Consider the following 20,985-nt stretch of genomic DNA (forward strand, 5'->3'; position numbering starts at 1 on the left):
AAAAATTCTTTTCTTTCCTCGTAGTCTTCCAACTCATTAATATCTGCTTCAGTTCCAACAGCTAAAAACAAGACCTCAGCATTTTCATTTTTTACGGCCTCTTTCACTTTTTCTACATATTCATTTCCATCAACAGCAGCTTCTTCATCTACGTTACACACATACATCACCGGTTTGATTGTGATCAACTGTAACAACTTGACAAACTCCATTTCTTTCTCCGTAAAATTTAGAGCTCTTACCGAAACCCCCTGTTCTAAAGAAGTTTTAACTTTATCCAATACTTCAAACTCCGCTTGTGCCTCTTTGTTTCCTGTTTTGGCTAATTTTTTTACTCTCTCTAAACGCTTTTCTACAGTTTCTAAATCTTTCAACTGCAACTCAATATCAATAGTTTCTTTGTCTCTTATAGGGTCTACAGAACCATCAACATGAATAATATTGTCATTATTAAAACAGCGCAATACATGCAAAATTGCATCTGTCTCTCTTATGTTTGCTAAAAATTGATTTCCTAACCCTTCTCCTTTACTTGCTCCTTTTACCAATCCCGCAATATCTACAATCTCTACTGTTGCTGGGACCACTCTTTCAGGATTCACTAATGCTTCTAATTTTTCTAATCTAGAATCTGGAACATTTACCACACCAATATTAGGTTCAATAGTACAAAATGGAAAGTTTGCACTTTGCGCTTTTGCATTGGACAAACAATTAAACAATGTTGACTTCCCTACATTTGGTAATCCTACAATACCTGCTTTCATGAATTTTTGTTTTTTTGACGTGGCAAAGATACAATCTATAATTTAAAGTTTTATAAAATCGCATTGTGTATTAAACACATGATGGCATGACAAAAAATTAGAAATTCACAAAAAACACTATCTTAGAGTAAAACATTAGGCAAAGGAATTGAATAAAAAAACAATCTGTTGTTTATTCAAAACTGTAACAAAACGAAACCATACAACTTCAAAACACATCTACAAGATTCTTTGTACTTTTGAACTTGATTTAAAATCATATCAGACATGAACTTATCCTTGAGTATTCCCGCGCTACTATTTCCCGCTATTTCCTTATCTATGTTGGCCTACAATGCTAGATATTTAGCTATTGCATCACTAATCAGACAACTACACAAGGAATATCAGAATTCTCACGAAAAAAACATAGGGGACCAAATTAAAATTTTAAGCAGAAGACTTACCTTAATAAGAGCCACTCAGGGTTTCGCCATTTTAAGCTTCATGGGAGCAGTACTCACTATGCTACTACTTTTCTTAGCTCAGCAACTATCTTCAAATATTGTTTTTATCATAAGTCTTTGCTGCATGATGATATCATTGATCCTGCTCTTTATTGAAATTCAAGTCTCTACCAAAGCCCTACAAATTCAATTGAAAGACATCAAAGGAAAGTTTATTTAGCCCTTAGCACAAGTCGTTTTTCATTTTTAATATCGTTTTCTTTTTTTGATACAACAACTCAAAGTCTGTTTTTGTAGCTAAAAGCAATACCTTATATTTGCGGCATCATTTTAGAAAAACACATCACATGAAAACAATAGAAGCATTTAAAGCATACGTAGCTAAAGTAGAAGCTACGGAAGGATACACAAAACCTATGGCCTTTGGTTTGGGAATCAGAAGAGCTAAAGGAGACAAGGTCTTAGACGTAAATTTCCCTAGCATCAATTGGAATACTGCTTTTGGAACAGCAGCTTTACTTCAAGATGTTACTGGATTTAAGGGAAGTAACAACGGATTTGTAACGGTTTCAAAACTACAATTACAAAAGGCTTTCGATAACTTTTCTGCTTTTCATGGAGAAATTGAAAAACACCCTAATATTGTTGTAATCCAACAACTATTGGAAAACATTAACAATCCAAACACTTACCAAGAAATTGATGTGGTAGCCTATTTCTTATTTGACAAAGACCAGCCCGTTAACGATGCTGTTGAAGGCTATTTCAAACTACAATGTTTGTCTCAATTACATGTATTACCTCATGGATTATCCCTTGAAGGTGTTTTTGGAAAACTAAACAACATTGCTTGGACCAATCATGGACCAATTTTACCAGAGGACCTTTCGGGAGAAAGAATCAAAGCAACTTTCAAAGGAGAAAACATCATTGTTTCTCATGTTGATAAATTTCCATACATGGTCAATTATCATGTGCCAAATGGAGTAAGAATTGCCAGTGGATCACAGGTACGCTTAGGTGCTCATTGCGCTGTTGGAACAACCGTAATGCCTGCAGGATACATCAACTTCAATGCTGGAACAAAAGGTAACGCCATGATCGAAGGTAGAGTCTCTGCTGGGGTGGTTGTTGGCCATGATTCGGATTTAGGAGGTGGGGTTTCTATCATGGGTACACTCTCTGGAGGAAACAAAAACGTGATATCTATTGGAGACAAATGTTTGTTAGGAGCAAATGCTGGAACAGGAATTTCTTTAGGATTTGGTTGTACCATTGCTGCAGGTGTTTATGTAACTGCTGCTGCCAAGGTTTGGTTGTATGACAACAACAAGCAACCTGTTGACATTAACGGGAATTCAGTCGAAGAAGGTCAAAATATTGTAAAAGGTGCCGAATTAAACGGAAAAGAAAAATTACTTTTCTTGTTAGATTCTACCAATGGTCACTTGACTTGTCGTCCAAACCCAAAGACTATTGAATTAAACGAGGCACTACACGTAAAGAATTAAACTTCGTTTTATTGATCATTTCAACCCCCTCATTTTATCATGAGAGGGTTTTATTTTTTAGAACAATTTGTCTTTGTGAAACGACATCTAAATTTACATCTTGACGATAAACGCTAACCAACTGATCTTGCGTCAAGCAATGTTATAGTAGTTTTTGATCTATAATACGCTGCACAATCTCTGGATTTAGCAAAGTACTTGTGTCTCCTAAATTACTTAAATCATTTGTAGCTATTTTTCTCAGGATACGCCTCATGATCTTTCCCGAACGGGTTTTAGGCAATGCATCGGTGAACTGAATTTTATCCAATTTTGCAATCGGTCCAATTCTATCAGTGATCAGTTGATTGATTTCCTTCTTTAAATTTTCGTGATTCCTATCTCCTCCAGTATCTTTCAATGTGATGTATCCGTACAAAGCACTTCCTTTGACATCATGTGGAAAACCTACAATAGCAGACTCTGCTATGGCTTGATGCTCATTAATTGCATCTTCTATAGGAGCTGTTCCTAGATTATGTCCTGATACTATGATCACATCGTCTACCCTTCCTGTAATCCTATAATACCCTACTTCATCTCTCAATGCTCCATCCCCTGTGAAATATTTATTCTCGTAAGCTGAAAAATAAGTTTCCTTATATCTACTGTGATTTCCCCATATTGTCCTTGCCATCCCTGGCCATGGAAATTTGACACAAAGTCTTCCTTCTACTTGTTTTCCAGACAATTCCTGCCCATGCTCATCCATCAAACAGGGCTGAATACCAATAAAAGGCAATGTTGCGTAGGTAGGTTTAGTCGGGGTTACATAGGGAATCGGCATGATCATTACACCACCGGTTTCTGTTTGCCACCATGTATCTACAATAGGACTTTTCTTTTTTCCTATATTATCATTATACCAATGCCAAGCTTCTTCATTGATAGGTTCTCCTACGGAGCCCAGAACTTTCAAAGATGACAAATCATATTGATCTACCAGTTCAGTTCCATGCTTAGCTAAAGCACGTATGGCTGTTGGGGCCGTATAAAATTGATTGACTTTATGTTTCTCTACAATATCCCAAAAACGTCCAAAAGTTGGATAACTTGGGATCCCCTCGAACATGACTGTAGTCGCTCCATTTGCTAAAGGCCCATAAACAATATAACTATGACCCGTAATCCAACCAATATCAGCAGTACACCAATAAACATCTCCCTCCTTATACTGAAATGCATTCTTAAACGTATATGCCGCGTAAATCATATAGCCCGCAGTGGTATGTACCATCCCTTTGGGTTTTCCTGTTGAACCTGAAGTATACAAAATAAATAAAGGGTCTTCTGCATTCATGATTTCCACATCACATCCTTTAGAGGCTTTTTCTAATAACGGCTGCAACCAATAATCTCTATTCTGTTTCATTTTGACATCTGAATGAATCCTCTTGGCTACCAATACAGTTTCAACACATGGGCACTGCTCTAAAGCTTCATCAACAATCCCTTTTAAATCGATTGTCTTGGCTCCTCTGTAAGATCCATCAGCAGTAATGACCATCTTACATTCAGAATCATTAATTCTTGTGGCTAATGCTGTTGAAGAAAACCCAGCAAAAACTACTGAATGTATCGCTCCGATTCTTGCACAAGCTAAAGTAGCAATCGCCAACTCTGGGATCATAGGTACATAAATACAAACTCTATCTCCTTTCTGAACACCTTGTGTTTTCAAAACATTGGCAAACTGATTGACTCTTTCATATAGTTGCTTGTAGGTAATATGCTCAGCAGGGGATTTGGGGTCATTGGGCTCAAATAAAATAGCTGTCTTATTTCCTCGAGTTGACAAATGTCTATCAATACAATTTTCTGTAATGTTTAACTGTGCCCCTTGAAACCATTTTATTTCGGGTTTAGAAAAATCCCAAGTCAAAACTTTATTCCATTTTTTTCGCCAAACAAAATGTTCTTCAGCAATTTCTTCCCAAAAGTTTTCTGGCTCTCTAATTGATTTCCTATAGATCTGATAATATTCCTCTAGATGCTTGATGTGATAATTACTCATGATTCTTATTTTAATGGTTCAATTCCTTAATGAATTGATTTTTTTTTACGGAGGACTTGTTCACAAAAAAGAGTGTTACTAAAAGACCAAACAATGATCATTTCTCCCTTCTAATTATTTTTTTATGGAACGCCTACAAATCTTGTAAAACGGAACATCAATGATGTTGTATCCAAAAAAACATCTCTTTCAAATCTATCCTCTATCAAATATGAATAATAAAATTTCAAAAACAAAAAAATCAATAACCAAATTCTCTCCAACAATAGCATTATACTTGTTTTTGCTTTTGGTGCGTAGGAGGTTTAAAAAAATGACCTCAATGTTCCATCAGCATTAAATCCCCCCTGAAGATCTTTTGAAGAAACTTAAATCGTTTAGAGACTCGGAGTAACACTTATTGTATTTGAGCTACAAAACGCTCTTCAATTTTCTTTGATGTGTTGTTTTTCATTACTTTCGCTAAAAATTTTTGAATGCCAATAACGCTTTTATCCTCACCACTTCAAGGATTTACAGACTTTAGATTCCGAAACGCATTTCATCGCTTTTTTGGTGGTATTGACACTTTTTACGCTCCCTACATTAAAATGAACGGAAAATTGGTCATTAAAAACAACTACCAACGAGATTTGAATCCTGAAAACAATCAAGTTCCAAATTTAATCCCTCAGGTGATGACCAATGATCCAGATGAATTTTTATTTGCGCTAAACTATGTTCAATCTTTAGGCTACCAAGAATTAAACTGGAACTTAGGATGTCCCTACCCAATGGTCACCAAACGAGGTATGGGATCTGGCATGATTTGTCAACCACAAAAAATTGATGAAGTACTCCAAAAAGCTCATAAAGAAAGTGATCTTACAATTTCAATGAAAATGAGAATGGGCTACGAAACGCCCACCGAAATTTTAAAAGTATTCCCGATCCTACAAAAATATCCACTAAAAAACATAGCCATACACGCCCGTATTGGAAAACAACTTTACAAAGGAGGAGTTGATTTAGATGCTTTTGAAAAATGCTTAGCAAAAACGCCTCACAAACTATACTATAACGGAGACATAACCTCCGTTGAATCCTATAGAAAAATACAAGAGCGATTCCCAGAAATCGATCATTTCATGATTGGACGAGGGTTAATCTCTGACCCTTTCTTACCGAGTATGATTAAGAACAACTCCACATCATACCCTGAAAATAAGTGGAAAGTTTTCAAAGAATTTCACGATACGATTTATCAACAATACGATGAAGCGCTGTCAGGTCCTACCCCAATCAAAATGAAAATGTTAGGGTTTTGGGAGTACTTTTCTCAATCCTTTGACAATCCACAAAAAACTTTCAAAGCCATTAAAAAAAATGGAAACCAAAAAAAATACCGTGCGACTGTGAATGAAATATTCGCCAAACAAAAGTGATTTTTAATTTGAAAAATCATAACATCTAACAGAAAAAGAGAACTCATCAAGGGTTATTGATTGTTGAAAAATCTAAAATCTCTGACAATTTACATAGTGCTCATTCTGGATGCCAAAACAAAATGCACAAATGCATTTTAAACACATCAAACCATAATTATAATGAATAGATTTGCACCCAACCTTGAAAAAAGAATAGATGAAACGCATCAATGAGTACAAAAAACTCTTCAAAGTGGAAGGGACTATAGATTTAAAAGAATTAAAAACTAGTTATAGAGGACTGGTTAAACAATGGCACCCAGATAAATTTCAGGATGAAGAAAAAAAACTAGAAGCCGAGAAAATCAGTACTAAAATCATAGATGGCTATCACTTCCTAGTTAGTATAGCTCCAGAAACAAAAGAAGCTGGACGAGAAGAATACAACAAAACGATTACTTTGTCTCAAGTAGCAGATTATCACCACAAAAGCATGTTGTTAGAAGTTACTTTCACAGACGGGAACACCTATGAATACTTTGGTGTAAATCATAAATTGTTTTTAAAGTTTATCAATAGTAAATCCATCAACAATTTTGGTAGGCGTAATATTTTTAAATCTTTTGTGTATCGAAAATCAAAAAAAGGAACGACTGAAGCATAGAGAATTAAAAAGAGTCAAAGTCTTACCTAAGCAGTTTTGGCTCTTTTTTTATTGACTGCCTCCCTTATTTGATGATGACTTTCTTATGCGTTTCATCATTTTTGTGACTCCTTATCTTTAAAATATAAAACCCACCTGGTAGCGACGAAGTATCAATTGATATTTCCTCTAAAGATGCTTCTACTTTTTGATTAAGCATAAGCTTCCCCTCTAAACTATAGAAATCTACTACACTGATTTTCTTTTTTGGATTCTTCAAATACAATATCTCACTTGCTGGGATAGGATATACTTCAACTTTTCCTATTCCGCTTACGCCAAAAGACAAATTATCATTGGTTTTATAAAACTCAATTTCTTTTATTGTATTCCAATCACTTGGCCTTGCCGGCTGTCCATAACCAATTATTTTTACGTACTTGACTCCTGAAACTACAGTTGACAAGCTATAGCTTTCAAATGCTCCAGTTGAATTGCTTACTAAGTTCCCACTATCATTACCTTGGTCTAAGAAAGCATTGGTAAAACTCTCTCTATTCGTATTTGTGGTTGAAATCCAAATTTGAAATTCATACGTTTTCCCTTTTGTAGTAGCAAAGTCTACCAAAGCCAAGTCAAAACCACCTCCTAAATCATACACTATTTCGCCCGGAACTCCATTTCCGGACCACTGAGTATTAAAATCTTTGTCCAGGCTATGGATCGCTATATTGTTTTTTGAACTTGTAATTTCCTCATGAAACACAGAAGCAATCGTTACGTGATCTGTCTGAGAATGATCATTGATCAAAACAAGACTTGATCTAGGATCTGCTGCAGCTTGAGTAATGGTCAAAGTTTGGACGATATCATCTCCTCCCGCTACTTCAGAAAAAATTACGCTTCCTGTCCTATTAGAGTAAGTATTGTTTTTTGTAACAGAAATTGATACCGTTTTATTTTCTGTTCCAGAAGAGGCATCTATTGTGATCCAATCGTGGTTTGATACTGCTGTCCAACTTATATTAGCTGACACTTGAGCATTAGCACTCCCTCCTTCAGCAGAAAAATTTGGCAAACTACCAATAGACAAATAATTTCCTGGTTCTGGAACAACAATAACACAGTCACCCTCGTTTATGTTTGCTCCTGTGTGATCTACAAAACACGCTCCAATCCCATACCCTACATTCTCATCTTTGGTTGGAGTATAATCGCCCATGTTCGCTCCTTTACCTGAAGCTCCTGAAACAGTAAAAACCTCATCATTCGTCTCTGCAACAAGCTGATCATTTGATGTAAAACCATTATTGGTCACTCCCAAAGTAGTTCCAGTAAACACATTGCCAGAATAGGTCAAAGCGGAACCTAGATTTGCATACTCACCAGAAATAACTTCTGAAATATTTGAATTATCATTTTGAAAATAAATCAAATTATCACGGACAATTCCTCTTGGATCCGTTGAACCTTTATCTGTATTAAAATACAATGGTGCATATGTATTGATGAAAGTATTATTTGAAACCTCAATATTTTCTGTTTTTTGATATCCGTTAGAAACATTGGTAGAGGTACAGACAACCGAAGCGTTTGCTGACCCACCAATAAAAGTAATTCCATTATTCCATTTGGCTTGATTGTCTACTGCAATACAGTTCTGGATATAATTGTTACGAATAACATGATCACTATCGGTAATCCTAATTCCTCCAGTTCCGTCAATGTTTTCTCCTAAAAAATAATTTTGTTCAACAGATGCATTAGAACCATGACGCAAAACTAAAGAACCCCTACATCGCCTAAAAGTATTGCGATAATACCTGTTATTTTTACTTTTGTTCGTGATGATTTCATTCTCTCCATCAGACTGAACAAAGTAGTTATTCTGAACCGTTGCACCTGAATTTACCATTTGATATTCACTGGTACCAATTCTTATGGTTTCACTATCACCAGCATTACTCAAGGAAGGGTCCATTTTTTCGAAATTATAAAAATAATTGTTACTAATTGTATGACCAACCAACGCGCAACTGTTATTTATTTCTGGCGCTCCCTCTGGAACGATGGGAAATGCATTGTATGAATACTCTGCCAATATAATAGCCCCTGCGGTTGACTTGTTCAAAAAAGAACAATTGATAACAGTATTAAAGGTTCCATATAGAACAATCCATCGGTGTTTTGTAATCTGTCCATCTGCAAGATCTTCTGCCAATTCTGAAGGCTCCACCCCTAAGCCATCTATCACACAGTTTTGTACTTTAGAATGATGAGCATAATCTGCACCATTTCTAAACTCTATAAAATTGCTCGCTCCATAACCTCCTTTCCAATGAAACCCATCAACAATCAGATAATCCCCCGTAGCCAAGAGACCATCGTTTTCGGACTCCCCTCCAATGGTCAACCTTGGACCTCCAGTAAAGATTACTCCACCGGGAGTTTCTGCTCTAAACACAACAGGATTGTCTGCAGTACCTGATCCTAAAAAAATCATTCTCTCATCCGTTGTATAGGTCCCATTTTTTAAAACAATTTGATCTCCTGGTTGATACAAAACATTCCTTAAATCTTCAGGATCGTCAATATTATAAGTTTTATTTTGCCCGATCATTAGCATCGAATAGAACAACAAAAGAATTGAAAGACGATATGTTTTCATTGAGATGGTATTTAAAATAATTGGTTAACCAATTCACAAAGCTAGGGTATTTTACCTAAACTAACAAAACGAATAAGTTCTCATGTTTGATTGATCAACTTATGATAAATAAACTATTTTTGCTTTATGGTAAAAGAGATTCAACTTCGCATAAAACTTCAAGAGGAGGAGAAAGCAAATATTTTAGAAATGAAAGCCGCAGCATGGCTCAGTATTTCCAGAAAAGAAATTACCGCAATAAGAGTCATTCGAAAATCTATAGACGCTCGAAAGCCTCAAATATATTTTAACTACAAAGTTGCTGTTTATATCAAAGAAGCGGCCCCTGAAAAGTGTGAATATGAATTTAACTATCAAGATGTTAGTGCAAAGCCCGAAATTCATATTGTTGGTTTTGGCCCTGCAGGAATGTATGCCGCGCTTCGTTGCATTGAACTAGGCTACAAACCAGTGGTCTTAGAGCGTGGAAAAAATGTACAAGATAGACGAAGAGATTTACGCCAAATCAATCAATTTCATAAAGTAGATCATGATTCTAACTATTGTTTTGGTGAAGGAGGTGCCGGAACTTATTCTGATGGAAAACTATACACAAGAAGTTTAAAGCGAGGTGACGTTCGAAGGATTTTTGAAAATCTAGTTTATCATGGAGCTACAGACCAAATATTGATAGACGCACATCCACATATCGGCACCAACAAACTTCCTAAAATCATTGCTAAGATTCGTGAAAACATTCTCCACTACGGAGGAGAAGTACACTTTGAATCTAGAGTCATTGATGTGCATATAAAAAACAACAAGCTAAAAGCAATCCAACTCGAAGACGGCCGTGAGCTAAGTGTAAAAGCATTGATCCTAGCGACAGGACATTCTGCTCGTGATATTTATGAATTGTTAGACCAAAAGAAGATTGCCTTGCAGGCTAAATCTTTTGCAATGGGTGTTCGTGTCGAACACCCTCAACAAATCATTGACCAAATTCAATACCACTGCCAGGAGAGCAGACATGAATTGCTACCTGCTGCTGCATACGGATGGGTAGAACAGGTAAGAAACCGAGGGGTATACTCTTTTTGTATGTGCCCAGGTGGATTTATAGTGCCCGCTGCAACAAAAAACGGAGAGTTGGTCGTCAATGGGATGTCTCCTTCTAAACGAAACAACGCATTTGCAAATTCTGGAATTGTTGTGGAAATTAATGCGCAAAAGGATTTACAAAAATACGAGCAATACGGAGCTTTAAAAGGACTACAATATCAAAAAGATTTAGAGCGTCTTGCCTTCACTGCTGGGGGTAGAACACAAACAGCACCTGCTCAAAGATTAACAGATTTTATAGATGGAAAGGTATCTCCTGAGCTAAATCCAACTTCATACCAACCTGGTTTAAAATCTTCTCCTCTACACTCTTTGCTCCCCAAAGCAATTGGAGGAAGACTCCGAAAAGGGTTTGCGCAGATTGGTACCAAAATGCATGGATACAACACAAATGAAGCTAATGTCATTGGAGTAGAATCGAGGACTTCATCTCCTGTAAATATCCCTAGAAAAGAAAACCTAGAACATCCTGAAATTGAAGGCTTATTCCCCAGTGGTGAAGGGGGTGGCTATGCTGGTGGGATTGTATCTGCAGCAATGGATGGTGAGCGTTGTGCAGAGGCAGCAATACAACGTTTGAAATCTTACCAGTAACAAATTCACAAAAAGCGATTGAACGACACAATAGGTCATAAGAACATCATGGATCTACCCTAAATCACACTAAAAAAAACATGTCTAAACTCTATAAAAATCAAAAGAGCATTCTTGAAAAATTAGGAATCATAGAATTAAATGCTATGCAAGAATCCGCTCAAAAAGCAATTGCTACAGATAAAGATGTTGTTTTATTATCTCCTACAGGGACTGGAAAAACACTTGGATTTCTTTTGCCAATGCTTCAAAAAATAAAAGCGACAAGTAAAAGTGTTCAAGTATTGATTATTACCCCATCAAGAGAGTTGGCCATTCAAATAGAACAAGTCTTTAGAGAAATGGGAACAGGCCACAAGGCAAATTGTGTATATGGAGGAAGACCTATATCCAAAGACAAAATTGAATTGGCTCACACGCCCACCGTATTGATTGGAACCCCAGGAAGAATTGCAGATCATTTACGCAAAAAGAATGTTAACGCTGAGAATATTCATACTTTGATTTTAGATGAATTTGACAAATCTTTAGAGGTTGGCTTTGAGGAGGAAATGAGTGAAATCATCCAATTACTTCCATCCATAAAACAAAAAATATTAACCTCAGCCACCCAAGAGATTGACCTCCCTGATTTTGTTAAGATCAAAAACCCTTATGAGATCAATTTCTTAAATGATAAAAAAACTCAACTGACCATTCAAAAAGTTTTATCTCCTGATAAAGACAAACTTAAAACTTTAGTCGACACACTTTGTCATATTGGCAACAAGTCAGGAATTATCTTTTGTAACTACAAAGACAGTATTGCTAGGGTAAGTGATTATTTGGAGGATCATGAAATTTCTCATGGTTGCTTTTATGGAGGGTTGGAGCAAAAAGATAGAGAAAGGGCTCTGATCAAATTTCGTAATGGAACTTACAATATTTTGATTGCAACAGATTTAGCAGCACGAGGATTGGATATCCCTGAAATTGATTTTTTAATCCATTACCAGTTGCCATTAAAGATAGAGGAGTTTACCCATAGAAATGGAAGAACTGCAAGAATGAACAACGATGGAACAGCCTATGTAATGCAATGGAAAAAAGAAGACTTACCTGAATTTATTACCATTGATGACATTGTACATTTGCAACAAAACACATTACCAGAACCTTCGCCCTGGAAAACTTTATTTATTTCAGGAGGTAGGCAAGATAAAATCTCAAAAGGCGATGTTCTAGGATTATTGATCAAAAAAGGACAACTATCTGGAAATCAAGTTGGTGTTATTGAGTTAAAACATGACTGTACTTTTGTTTCTGTAAAACTAAAAAACACCCGATCCTTATTAAATCTTGTAAACAATCAAAGATTAAAGAAAAAGAAAGTTAGAATTACAGAGATCTAAACTTTTAAGAAATGATAGAGAACAAGACCAATACATCAAATAGCAAAAAAGAAAAACTCCTACTCGTTGCCATGATTATGAGTATGTGTATTTGGGGAACTAGCTGGACTTGTGCAAAAATACTTGGCACCTATACAAGCGCAACGAATTTAAGTTTTCTTAGATTTTTATTGGTTCCTTTAGCGCTTTTGCCTTTGACTTATTTTACAAAAACAAAAATAACAGTACATTCAAAAGGTTGGGTATATGTGATTGGAGCTTCTGTATTCATCTTACTCTACACATTGTTTTTTTTCAAAGGAGTCCATGAGGGATTTGCTGGTGCTGGTGGTGTATTGGTAACCACTATCAATCCTATTTTCGCGTACATCATAGGGTTACTTATCAGCAAAATTTTACCTACAAAACAAGAATATATCGGATTGCTTTTGGGCTTTACAGCAGGAATGATATTGCTTAAAATTTGGGAGAATACCAGTCATATATTGGAGATTGGAAATCTTTTCTTTTTGTTGGCAGCGCTTGTTTGGGCAATCATGAGCAAAATAAGTTCCCATGCAAATAAATTTGGGAATGCGATTGGGTTTAGTTTTTGGACACACATCGTTGCTGCTATGGTACTTAGTTGCTTTGTTGACTTTGATGATCTCAAACTATTATTGGCCAAAGCTGACGTTAGATTTTGGTTCAACATGATTTACTTTGGCATTGTAAACTCTGCCGTTGCCACTACTTGTTTTTTATATGTGACCGCAAGAATTGGTGCTGAAAAAGCAAGCACTTACATCTTTATTGTACCGATAACAGCCGTATTGACTTCTTTTGTTTTTATTGGTGAACACCTTTTATGGAATACCCTGATTGGGGGGACTATGGCTATCCTAGCTGTATTTATCATCAATGGAAAAATTAGCCAAAACAAACTCAGATTTAAAAAAAAGGAATAGAAATCTCGTAAAAAAAAACCAAAAACTGAAGTTCAATTTTTGGTTTTAATCAAGTATTACTCGTTATCTTCTATTTCTACTTCTACCTAATTTAGAAGCCGAATTTCTTTTCCCTTGTACCCACTTTGGAGCCTCACCAGGTTTTGCTTTCTTCTTTGGGCGCTGTGTTGCTTTGGGTGAATTTGTCCTAGAGGGCCCTTTTTTCATAGCCTTCAATTCCTCAGCTGTGGGAGCTTTAAAATCAAAACCCGCTAAATTTTGCATCGGTAGTTTAATTCCTAATAATTTTTCTATGCTTAACGCAAATTTTATTTCTTCTCCACAAACCAAAGAAATAGCCTCACCACTTGCTCCTGCTCTACCGGTACGTCCAATTCTATGCACATAATCTTCAGGAACATTTGGCAACTCATAATTTATGACGTGGGGCAATAAGGGGATATCTAATCCTCGAGCCGCAATATCTGTAGCAACAAGCACTCTAACTGAATTTTTCTTGAAACCATCTAAAGCTCTTGTTCTCGCTGCTTGACTCTTGTTTCCATGAATAGCAGCTGCCGTGACTCCACTTTTAACCAATCTGTCTGCCAATTTATTTGCACCATGCTTCGTTCTTGTAAAGACCAACACCTGACTCCAGTTTCCTGACTTAATCATTCCAATAATAGCCTGAGGCTTATCTCCTTTATTTACATTGTAAAAAGTTTGTTTTACTTTTTCTGCTGTTGTATTCTGTGGTGCAGATGCTACCTCAACAGGAGATTTCATGAAAGTATTTGCCAAAGCTTTTATCTCTGGAGAGAAAGTAGCAGAAAACAATAAATTTTGACGCTCATTTGGAACCAATGCCAAAACTTTTTTGATATCACGTAGAAAACCCATGTCTAGCATCCTATCTGCTTCATCAAGGACTAGAATTTCTATCTTGGACAAAGAGAGCGCTTCTTGACTGATCAAATCCAATAGTCTACCTGGGGTAGCGACCAATACATCCACTCCTCTTCGCAAAGTAGTAATTTGAGGTTTGGGCTTAACACCACCAAAAATGACTGCGGACTTGATCTCTAAAAACTCACTATATTCCCTTACATTATCATAAACTTGTGCCGCCAATTCTCTTGTAGGCGTAAGTACTAGTGCACGTATAGGTCGTCGTTTCCACTTATTCTGAGTGGATAAAGAATGCAATAAGGGCAAAGTAAACCCTGCTGTTTTACCAGTCCCTGTTTGGGCAGAGGCCAGCACATCTTTACCCTGTAAGATATGTGGTATGGCTTTTTGTTGTATCGGTGAAGGCTTTGTATACCCTTTTTTATTGATGGCTTTTACAATAGCCTCTGATAATCCTAAAGATTCAAATGTCATAAATTTATTTTAAAAATCAACACGTAGTCAATTTTGTAGCGTTTGCAAAGATACTACTTAATAAATGATATTGCTCTTATTTTTTGTACTGATTGATAATGAGAGAGATAGATATTTTTCATCAGGTAAATATAATGCTAAAGCTAGTTCATTATTTGTCAGATTATTCTAGCTTCGCAAGAAATGAAAATTTTAGAAACACATACCGCTCCTTTACTTTCATCAAGAAGTCGCTTGTCTGAATATGCTGTGGGTATTTTTGCTAGTGTTCCCACGAAGTCAGGAATCAAAAAAGCAATAAAAAAAGGACTAATCTTGGTCAACGATCAAAGAGGAGTTTCTGGCCAATTCATCATCGGTACTGAAAAGATTGATTTGTTAGAAGATGAAAACCTCAAGAAAAAAAACATCAACTTAGCATTGAAAGTAGTTTGGGAAGATGATTATTTGGCTGTCATATACAAAACCGCAGGATTATTGGTTAGTGGTAATAAAGCCAAAACCGTAACCAATGCGCTCACACACAATTTAACCCCAAGTGCACATAAAGACGCTGTCAAACCACAGCCTGTACATCGGTTGGATTTTGCAACTAGTGGCTTATTACTTATTGGTAAAACCGCAAACAGCATCATGAACTTAGGGAAGTTGTTTGAAAACAAGAACATTCATAAAACCTATATAGCAGTCACAATAGGCAAAATGAAATCCCAAGGGACTATCCATACACCCATAGATGAAAAAGAAAGTTTGACGAGCTATACTACTCTCAAGACCATCAATTCTGAAAAATTCGATCAGCTAAACCTTGTAGAATTAACCCCTCATACTGGAAGAAGGCATCAACTAAGAATTCATTGCAAATCAATAGGAAATCCTATTCTCGGAGATCATGAATATGGATGTAGGGAAAAAAACTTAAAAGGGAAAGGGTTGTATTTACATGCAAAATCTCTAGAATTTACCCATCCACATAGACAAGAAAGACTGACAATTTCTTTACCCAATCCTCGTAAATTTGATTGGCTATTTAGAGATTAAAAACAAAAAAAATCAGCCTGAAAAGCTGATTTTTTTGTGATATGAAATTATTCATTTGTTCTGTAAAAAAGGGCAAGCTGCCTACATCACACCGCTACAACCAAGTACCCTTGCTGCGTTCCCGCCCTGGGGGATTCCGAGGGAGCTAGTTGTGTAGGACTTGCCCGGATGCAAATCTACAACCTTATTACAATTCACACAACATTTGACACCTCATTTTTTAATATTGAATTCATCTTTTTTAAAGCTTATACTTTAGTATTTTAAATGCTTATCTTTGTTTTAAATTTAAAAAAAAAACAATACAATGAATTCATTTTTCAATACAAAACCTAGTTTAAAGTTTGGTTTGCTATCAGGGCTTTTATTAGTTTTAAATGAAGTAATTATAAATACAACTACACAAACGAATCCCTACATAGGTGAGCGTGATTCTATCTTTTCTTATCTAGGTTTACTCATTCCTATAGTTGTCATCGCGATAGCTATTTCATTCATACAAAAACATGCGGCTATTGAAGGATTTGGACAATTGATAAAATTTGGACTTATCATTGGACTGCTAACTGCTGCTGTATATATTGCATACTCTTTGTTGTTCATATACAGTATTGAACCCAGCACACTAGCAGAGTTTGAGCAGATGAATAGAGAACGTTCTATTGCCTCAGGACAATTTAAAAATGAAGAGGATTTAAACAATGCCATACAACTTTCAAGAAATGCTTTCTTACCTGGTACTATTTTGTTTAGCATTGCCATCAATCTGTTTATTGGGTTTGTTACCTCTGTGATAACCGCTTTATTCATTCGTAACAAATAAGCAAAAAACCATGCAATTATCTATCGTTATTCCTTTATTAAACGAAGAAGATTCTTTACCAGAATTACATCAATGGATTGTAGCTGTTATGCAAAAACACAATTACAGCTATGAACTTATTTTTGTTGATGATGGTAGCACAGATAATTCTTGGAAAATCATTCAAGAATTAAAGGCTCAGAACCCCTGTGTAAAAGGAATCAAATTCTTAAAGAACTTTGGTAAATCACAAGGGCTAAATGCTGGTTTCAAAAAAGCACAAGGAGAAGTCATCATTACCATGGATGCGGATTTACAAGATAGCCCTGAGGAAATACCAGAACTTTACAACATGATTACCCAACAAGGATTTGACCTGGTAAGTGGATGGAAAAAGAAACGCTACGACTCCAAAATCAGAAAAAACATCCCTTCAAAATTATTCAATTGGGCAGCAAGAAAAACCTCTGGGATTGCACTAAATGATTTCAATTGCGGATTGAAAGCGTACAAAAAAAAGGTAGTTAAAAGCATTGATGTCACGGGAGAAATGCACCGTTACATTCCTATTTTGGCAAAAAATATTGGCTTCACAAAAATAGGGGAAAAACCTGTACAGCACCAAGCGAGAAAACATGGACAAACCAAGTTTGGGATCGATAGATTTACCAACGGGTTTTTAGACTTGATCACCTTGTGGTTTTTATCAAAATTTGGAAAACGCCCGATGCATTTTTTTGGATTGATTGGAACCCTCATGTTCCTGTTCGGCTTTATCTTAACCTCATACATCGGACTTCAAAAACTAGCTATTGTTTTTTATTTCAAACAAACGGCTAATCTGATTACTTTGAATCCCTTATTCTATATTGCACTGACCTCTATGATTTTAGGTACTCAATTATTTATTGCAGGTTTTATTGGAGAAATGATTCTTAAAAACAGAAAAAAAAATAATTTGTACTATCTTGAAGAAGAAATTTAAACGATACTTTTACCACCTATGAACACTATTGAAATCATAAAAAAAGCGGAGGAATGGTTAACTCCTATATTTGATTTGGAAACCCAGAAAGAGGTTCAAAATTTAATAAACAACCATCCCGATGAGTTGACAGATCGATTCCATAAAAACATGGAATTTGGAACTGGAGGCATGCGAGGTGTCATGGGTGCAGGAATCAATCGAATTAACAAATACACACTTGGAAAAGCAACTCAAGGGCTTTCTAATTTTTTAAAAAACCACCATTCAAACAAAAAGATTAGTGCTGTCATCGCCTACGACTGTCGACACAACAGTAAAGAATTTGGAAAAGTAGTTGCAGACGTTTTTACGGCAAACGGAATCAAAGTATATCTGTTTGATGATCTGAGGACAACTCCTGAATTGTCTTTTGCAGTTCGTCATTTGGGTGCCGATACTGGAATTGTATTAACTGCTTCACATAACCCGCCAGAATACAATGGCTATAAAGTTTACAATGCAGAAGGTTGCCAAATAACAACACCTAATGATGGTTTGATTATTGAAGAAGTCAATAAAGTCTCTTTTGATCAAATAAAATTTACCGCAGACCCCAAGTTGCTCAACTATATCGGATCAGATGTTGACAAGGCTTTTCACAATATATCGGTTAGCAATGGTATTTTTGGTGATGTAGATAGAACTAAAGTAAAGATCGTATTTACACCCTTGCACGGAACTTCCATAAAATCGGTTCCACAAGTATTAGACAAAGCTGGTTTTAGTGATGTTACCTTGGTCGCTGAGCAATCCATCCCCGATGGTGATTTCCCTACCGTAAAATCTCCAAACCCAGAAGAGCCAGAAGCCCTGCTGATGGCAAGAAAACTAGCTAATGATATTGGTGCTGATCTCCTCATGGGTTGCGACCCTGACAGTGATCGCTTGGGAATTGCAGTTAGAGATTTAGACGATAACATGAAGTTGTTAAATGGAAACCAAACCATGATACTAATGACTGATTTTTTAATCAATCAGAAGAAGAAAACAGGAAGTTTAGGGGACAATGCATTCACTGCGACAACAATTGTATCTACAGAAATGGTAAACGTTTTGGCAGACCATTACGGCATAGATACTGCAATTACTTTGACAGGATTCAAATGGATAGGAAAAGCTATTGCAGATCACCCAACAAAGGAATTCATTGGAGGTGGAGAAGAAAGTTTTGGTTACATGATCGGAGATTTTGTCAGAGACAAAGACGCGGTAACTTCATGCTTATTGGCTTGCGAAATGGCTGCACACGCAAAAGCAAAAGGAACAACATTGTACCAACAACTACTAGACCTTTACATCCAACATGGATACTACAAAGAAAGTTTAATTTCTATCACCAAAAAAGGAATAGACGGAGCTGCTCAAATTCAAAAAATGATTGCTGATTTTCGTGAACAACCTGTCGATAATATTTTAGGTTCGAGAGTTGAGTATATTTGTGACTATGACACCTCAGTACAAAAGAATATGATTTCGGGAGAAGAGACCTCTATAGACCTTCCAAAATCTAACGTTTTGATTTATCACACAGAAGATGGAACAAAAGTCTGTATCAGACCAAGTGGTACAGAACCAAAAATAAAATTCTATATTGGTGTTAAATCTTCTATTACAAGCCCTGAAGAAGCAAAAAAAGTAGAAGCAATTCTAGATCAAAAAATTGAAGACATCATTTTAGAATTAAAGTTAAACAACTAATGAAAAATTTCAAACGCTTCATCTCTTATGCCGTTCCTTATGGTGGTCAAGGTTTTACTGCAGTAATCTTCAATATTTTATATGCGCTATTTACCGCTTTATCATTTGTGACATTAATGCCGGTACTGAGTGTAATTTTTGGAGAAACAGAACCTATTGATGTGAAGCCTAATTTCCCTGGGATCTTAAACCTTAACAAAGAATATTTAGAAACTTTTTTAAACTATTTTGTAACCACAAACAACGTGGAGCATGGAGTTGAGAGTACGCTGGGCTATATGGTATTTGGTGTTGTTGTTGTTTTCTTGTTAAAAAACATCTTTGGGTATTTTGGTAACATCTATATGATGTTTTTAAAAAATGATGTTTTACGCGACATCCGAAACGAAATCTTTGAAAAAATAATCTCACTACCTGTTTCTTTTTATTCCGAAAAACGAAAAGGTGATGTTATTTCTAGAGCCACAAATGATATTAACATCGTAAACGACACCTATTTAGACCTAGTTATCACTTTTATCAGAGAACCTCTAAATATTATTTTTACGCTGATCATCATGTTTAATATGAGTTGGGAGCTGTCTCTTTTTATATTTACTTTTATTCCGATTTCTGGATTTGCTATTTCTATCATCACCAAAAAAATAAAAGAGCAGTCTAGAAAAATATTTTTAAAAGGGGGGCATATTTTGAGTAGTATCGAAGAAGCCATCACAGGTTTGAAAATCATCAAGGCGTTTAATGCACAAGATTTTGTCATCCACAGATACCAGGCATTGAACAATGAAATACGCAGACTCAGCAATAAAATGGGAAAGCGTGCATCCGCCTCGAGCCCGACAAGCGAATTTTTAGGAATTACGACAATTGCCTGTCTCCTTTGGTTTGGAGGTCGAATGGTTTTGATAGGAGACTCCATAGAACCTAGCCAATTTATTGTGTTTATGGGATTGGCATATAATATACTGACCCCAGCAAAAGCGATATCAAAAGCTAACAATAAAGTTCGAATAGGAAATGCAGCTGCAGACCGCGTCATTGAGATTTTAGACAGCATCAATCCATTAGCCGACAACACAAATGCGAAAGCTATCACCGAGTTTAAACATGAAATTGTTTTTGATCAAATTTCTTTTAAATACGATAAAGAGTATGTTTTAAAGCATTTTTCACTAACCATACCTAAAGGTAAAACAGTAGCATTTGTGGGGCAGTCTGGTAGCGGTAAATCTACTTTGGCCAATCTGATCACTAGATTTTGGGATGTAAACAAAGGGAAGATCACCATCGATGGTATTGACATCAAAACAGTTACCACTGACTCATTAAGGTCACAAATGGGAATTGTCGCTCAAGAACCTTTACTTTTCAATGACACCATTAAAAATAACATTGCCCTAGGGATTCCCAATGCAAAAGATGAAGATATAATAGCAGCTGCTAAAATTGCAAATGCTCACGAGTTTATCAAAGACCTCCCTTTGGCTTACAACAATATGGTGGGCGATAATGGCGGTTTGTTGTC

General features: G+C 36.1%; 16 protein-coding genes and 1 other RNA gene. 12 read left to right on the forward strand and 5 right to left on the reverse strand.

Annotation, left to right across the window (positions count from 1 at the left end; genetic code table 11):
- On the reverse strand, positions 1–767 hold a 767-nt coding region (ychF, locus tag ABF281_RS02500; RefSeq protein ID WP_347180121.1), incomplete at its 3' end, for a redox-regulated ATPase YchF.
- Between the two features lie 267 nt (positions 768–1,034).
- On the opposite strand from ychF, the gene ABF281_RS02505 reads away from it, so the two are divergent.
- Positions 1,035–1,433, forward strand: a complete 399-nt coding sequence (locus tag ABF281_RS02505) for a DUF2721 domain-containing protein (protein WP_347180122.1) — start codon at positions 1,035–1,037, stop codon at positions 1,431–1,433.
- A gap of 127 nt (positions 1,434–1,560) precedes the next feature.
- Positions 1,561–2,724, forward strand: coding sequence for a tetrahydrodipicolinate N-succinyltransferase N-terminal domain-containing protein (locus ABF281_RS02510; RefSeq protein ID WP_347180123.1), 1,164 nt, complete (start codon positions 1,561–1,563; stop codon positions 2,722–2,724).
- A 142-nt stretch (positions 2,725–2,866) separates the two neighbouring features.
- On the opposite strand, the gene acs is transcribed toward ABF281_RS02510, so the two are convergent.
- Complete coding sequence (acs, locus tag ABF281_RS02515) at positions 2,867–4,777, reverse strand: acetate--CoA ligase (protein ID WP_347180124.1); 1,911 nt, start codon at positions 4,775–4,777, stop codon at positions 2,867–2,869.
- A gap of 476 nt (positions 4,778–5,253) precedes the next feature.
- Here acs and ABF281_RS02520 point away from each other — a divergent pair, with 476 nt between their 5' ends.
- Both ABF281_RS02520 and ABF281_RS02525 read left to right on the forward strand, forming a co-directional pair.
- Positions 5,254–6,201: a tRNA-dihydrouridine synthase family protein gene (locus tag ABF281_RS02520; RefSeq protein WP_347180125.1), complete on the forward strand. Its 948-nt coding sequence runs from the start codon at positions 5,254–5,256 to the stop codon at positions 6,199–6,201.
- A gap of 199 nt (positions 6,202–6,400) precedes the next feature.
- The gene (locus ABF281_RS02525) at positions 6,401–6,847 is read left to right on the forward strand and encodes a KTSC domain-containing protein (RefSeq protein ID WP_347180126.1); all 447 of its coding nucleotides are present in this window, start codon (positions 6,401–6,403) and stop codon (positions 6,845–6,847) included.
- Between the two features lie 64 nt (positions 6,848–6,911).
- On the opposite strand, the gene ABF281_RS02530 is transcribed toward ABF281_RS02525, so the two are convergent.
- Positions 6,912–9,494 (reverse strand): chondroitinase-B domain-containing protein, encoded by a 2,583-nt coding sequence (locus tag ABF281_RS02530; RefSeq protein ID WP_347180127.1) that lies wholly within the window; start codon positions 9,492–9,494, stop codon positions 6,912–6,914.
- Between the two features lie 126 nt (positions 9,495–9,620).
- Here ABF281_RS02530 and ABF281_RS02535 point away from each other — a divergent pair, with 126 nt between their 5' ends.
- The 3 genes from ABF281_RS02535 (at position 9,621) to ABF281_RS02545 (ending at position 13,527) form a co-directional block, all read left to right on the forward strand.
- The gene (locus ABF281_RS02535; RefSeq protein WP_347180128.1) at positions 9,621–11,189 is read left to right on the forward strand and encodes an FAD-dependent protein; all 1,569 of its coding nucleotides are present in this window, start codon (positions 9,621–9,623) and stop codon (positions 11,187–11,189) included.
- 80 nt (positions 11,190–11,269) lie between these two features.
- Complete coding sequence (locus ABF281_RS02540; RefSeq protein WP_347180129.1) at positions 11,270–12,580, forward strand: DEAD/DEAH box helicase; 1,311 nt, start codon at positions 11,270–11,272, stop codon at positions 12,578–12,580.
- Between the two features lie 11 nt (positions 12,581–12,591).
- Positions 12,592–13,527 carry a DMT family transporter gene (locus tag ABF281_RS02545; protein WP_347180130.1) on the forward strand — a complete coding sequence of 312 codons (936 nt, stop codon included), beginning with the start codon at positions 12,592–12,594 and terminating at the stop codon, positions 13,525–13,527.
- 63 nt (positions 13,528–13,590) lie between these two features.
- On the opposite strand, the gene ABF281_RS02550 is transcribed toward ABF281_RS02545, so the two are convergent.
- Positions 13,591–14,892 (reverse strand): DEAD/DEAH box helicase, encoded by a 1,302-nt coding sequence (locus ABF281_RS02550; RefSeq protein ID WP_347180131.1) that lies wholly within the window; start codon positions 14,890–14,892, stop codon positions 13,591–13,593.
- Between the two features lie 183 nt (positions 14,893–15,075).
- On the opposite strand from ABF281_RS02550, the gene ABF281_RS02555 reads away from it, so the two are divergent.
- A complete protein-coding gene (locus ABF281_RS02555; protein ID WP_347180132.1) occupies positions 15,076–15,933 on the forward strand; it encodes an RluA family pseudouridine synthase in 858 nt (285 codons plus the stop codon).
- A 67-nt stretch (positions 15,934–16,000) separates the two neighbouring features.
- On the opposite strand, the gene ffs is transcribed toward ABF281_RS02555, so the two are convergent.
- Positions 16,001–16,099, reverse strand: an RNA gene (gene ffs, locus ABF281_RS02560) — signal recognition particle sRNA small type.
- A gap of 141 nt (positions 16,100–16,240) precedes the next feature.
- Here ffs and ABF281_RS02565 point away from each other — a divergent pair.
- The 4 genes from ABF281_RS02565 to ABF281_RS02580 all read left to right on the forward strand — a co-directional run.
- Positions 16,241–16,756, forward strand: coding sequence for a DUF4199 domain-containing protein (locus tag ABF281_RS02565; RefSeq protein WP_347180133.1), 516 nt, complete (start codon positions 16,241–16,243; stop codon positions 16,754–16,756).
- 10 nt (positions 16,757–16,766) lie between these two features.
- Positions 16,767–17,720, forward strand: a complete 954-nt coding sequence (locus ABF281_RS02570) for a glycosyltransferase family 2 protein (RefSeq protein WP_347180134.1) — start codon at positions 16,767–16,769, stop codon at positions 17,718–17,720.
- An 18-nt stretch (positions 17,721–17,738) separates the two neighbouring features.
- Complete coding sequence (locus tag ABF281_RS02575; RefSeq protein WP_347180135.1) at positions 17,739–19,460, forward strand: phospho-sugar mutase; 1,722 nt, start codon at positions 17,739–17,741, stop codon at positions 19,458–19,460.
- Positions 19,460–20,985, forward strand: a 1,526-nt coding sequence (locus ABF281_RS02580) for an ABC transporter ATP-binding protein (RefSeq protein ID WP_347180136.1), incomplete at its 3' end; no start/stop codon positions are given. The genes ABF281_RS02575 and ABF281_RS02580, both read left to right, overlap by 1 nt.

It is taken from the genome of Wenyingzhuangia sp., assembly GCF_039768515.1.
In the GTDB taxonomy this organism is placed as follows: domain Bacteria; phylum Bacteroidota; class Bacteroidia; order Flavobacteriales; family Flavobacteriaceae; genus Wenyingzhuangia.

Bases quoted from the DNA above. Each gene is read 5' to 3' on its own strand.
- ABF281_RS02505 (WP_347180122.1), top strand. From the start codon at position 1,035: ATGAACTTATCCTTGAGTATTCCCGCGCTACTATTTCCCGCTATTTCC.
- ABF281_RS02510 (WP_347180123.1), top strand. From the start codon at position 1,561: ATGAAAACAATAGAAGCATTTAAAGCATACGTAGCTAAAGTAGAAGCT.
- acs (WP_347180124.1), bottom strand. From the start codon at position 4,777: ATGAGTAATTATCACATCAAGCATCTAGAGGAATATTATCAGATCTAT.
- ABF281_RS02520 (WP_347180125.1), top strand. From the start codon at position 5,254: ATGCCAATAACGCTTTTATCCTCACCACTTCAAGGATTTACAGACTTT.
- ABF281_RS02525 (WP_347180126.1), top strand. From the start codon at position 6,401: ATGAAACGCATCAATGAGTACAAAAAACTCTTCAAAGTGGAAGGGACT.
- ABF281_RS02530 (WP_347180127.1), bottom strand. From the start codon at position 9,494: ATGAAAACATATCGTCTTTCAATTCTTTTGTTGTTCTATTCGATGCTA.
- ABF281_RS02535 (WP_347180128.1), top strand. From the start codon at position 9,621: ATGGTAAAAGAGATTCAACTTCGCATAAAACTTCAAGAGGAGGAGAAA.
- ABF281_RS02540 (WP_347180129.1), top strand. From the start codon at position 11,270: ATGTCTAAACTCTATAAAAATCAAAAGAGCATTCTTGAAAAATTAGGA.
- ABF281_RS02545 (WP_347180130.1), top strand. From the start codon at position 12,592: ATGATAGAGAACAAGACCAATACATCAAATAGCAAAAAAGAAAAACTC.
- ABF281_RS02550 (WP_347180131.1), bottom strand. From the start codon at position 14,892: ATGACATTTGAATCTTTAGGATTATCAGAGGCTATTGTAAAAGCCATC.
- ABF281_RS02555 (WP_347180132.1), top strand. From the start codon at position 15,076: ATGAAAATTTTAGAAACACATACCGCTCCTTTACTTTCATCAAGAAGT.
- ABF281_RS02565 (WP_347180133.1), top strand. From the start codon at position 16,241: ATGAATTCATTTTTCAATACAAAACCTAGTTTAAAGTTTGGTTTGCTA.
- ABF281_RS02570 (WP_347180134.1), top strand. From the start codon at position 16,767: ATGCAATTATCTATCGTTATTCCTTTATTAAACGAAGAAGATTCTTTA.
- ABF281_RS02575 (WP_347180135.1), top strand. From the start codon at position 17,739: ATGAACACTATTGAAATCATAAAAAAAGCGGAGGAATGGTTAACTCCT.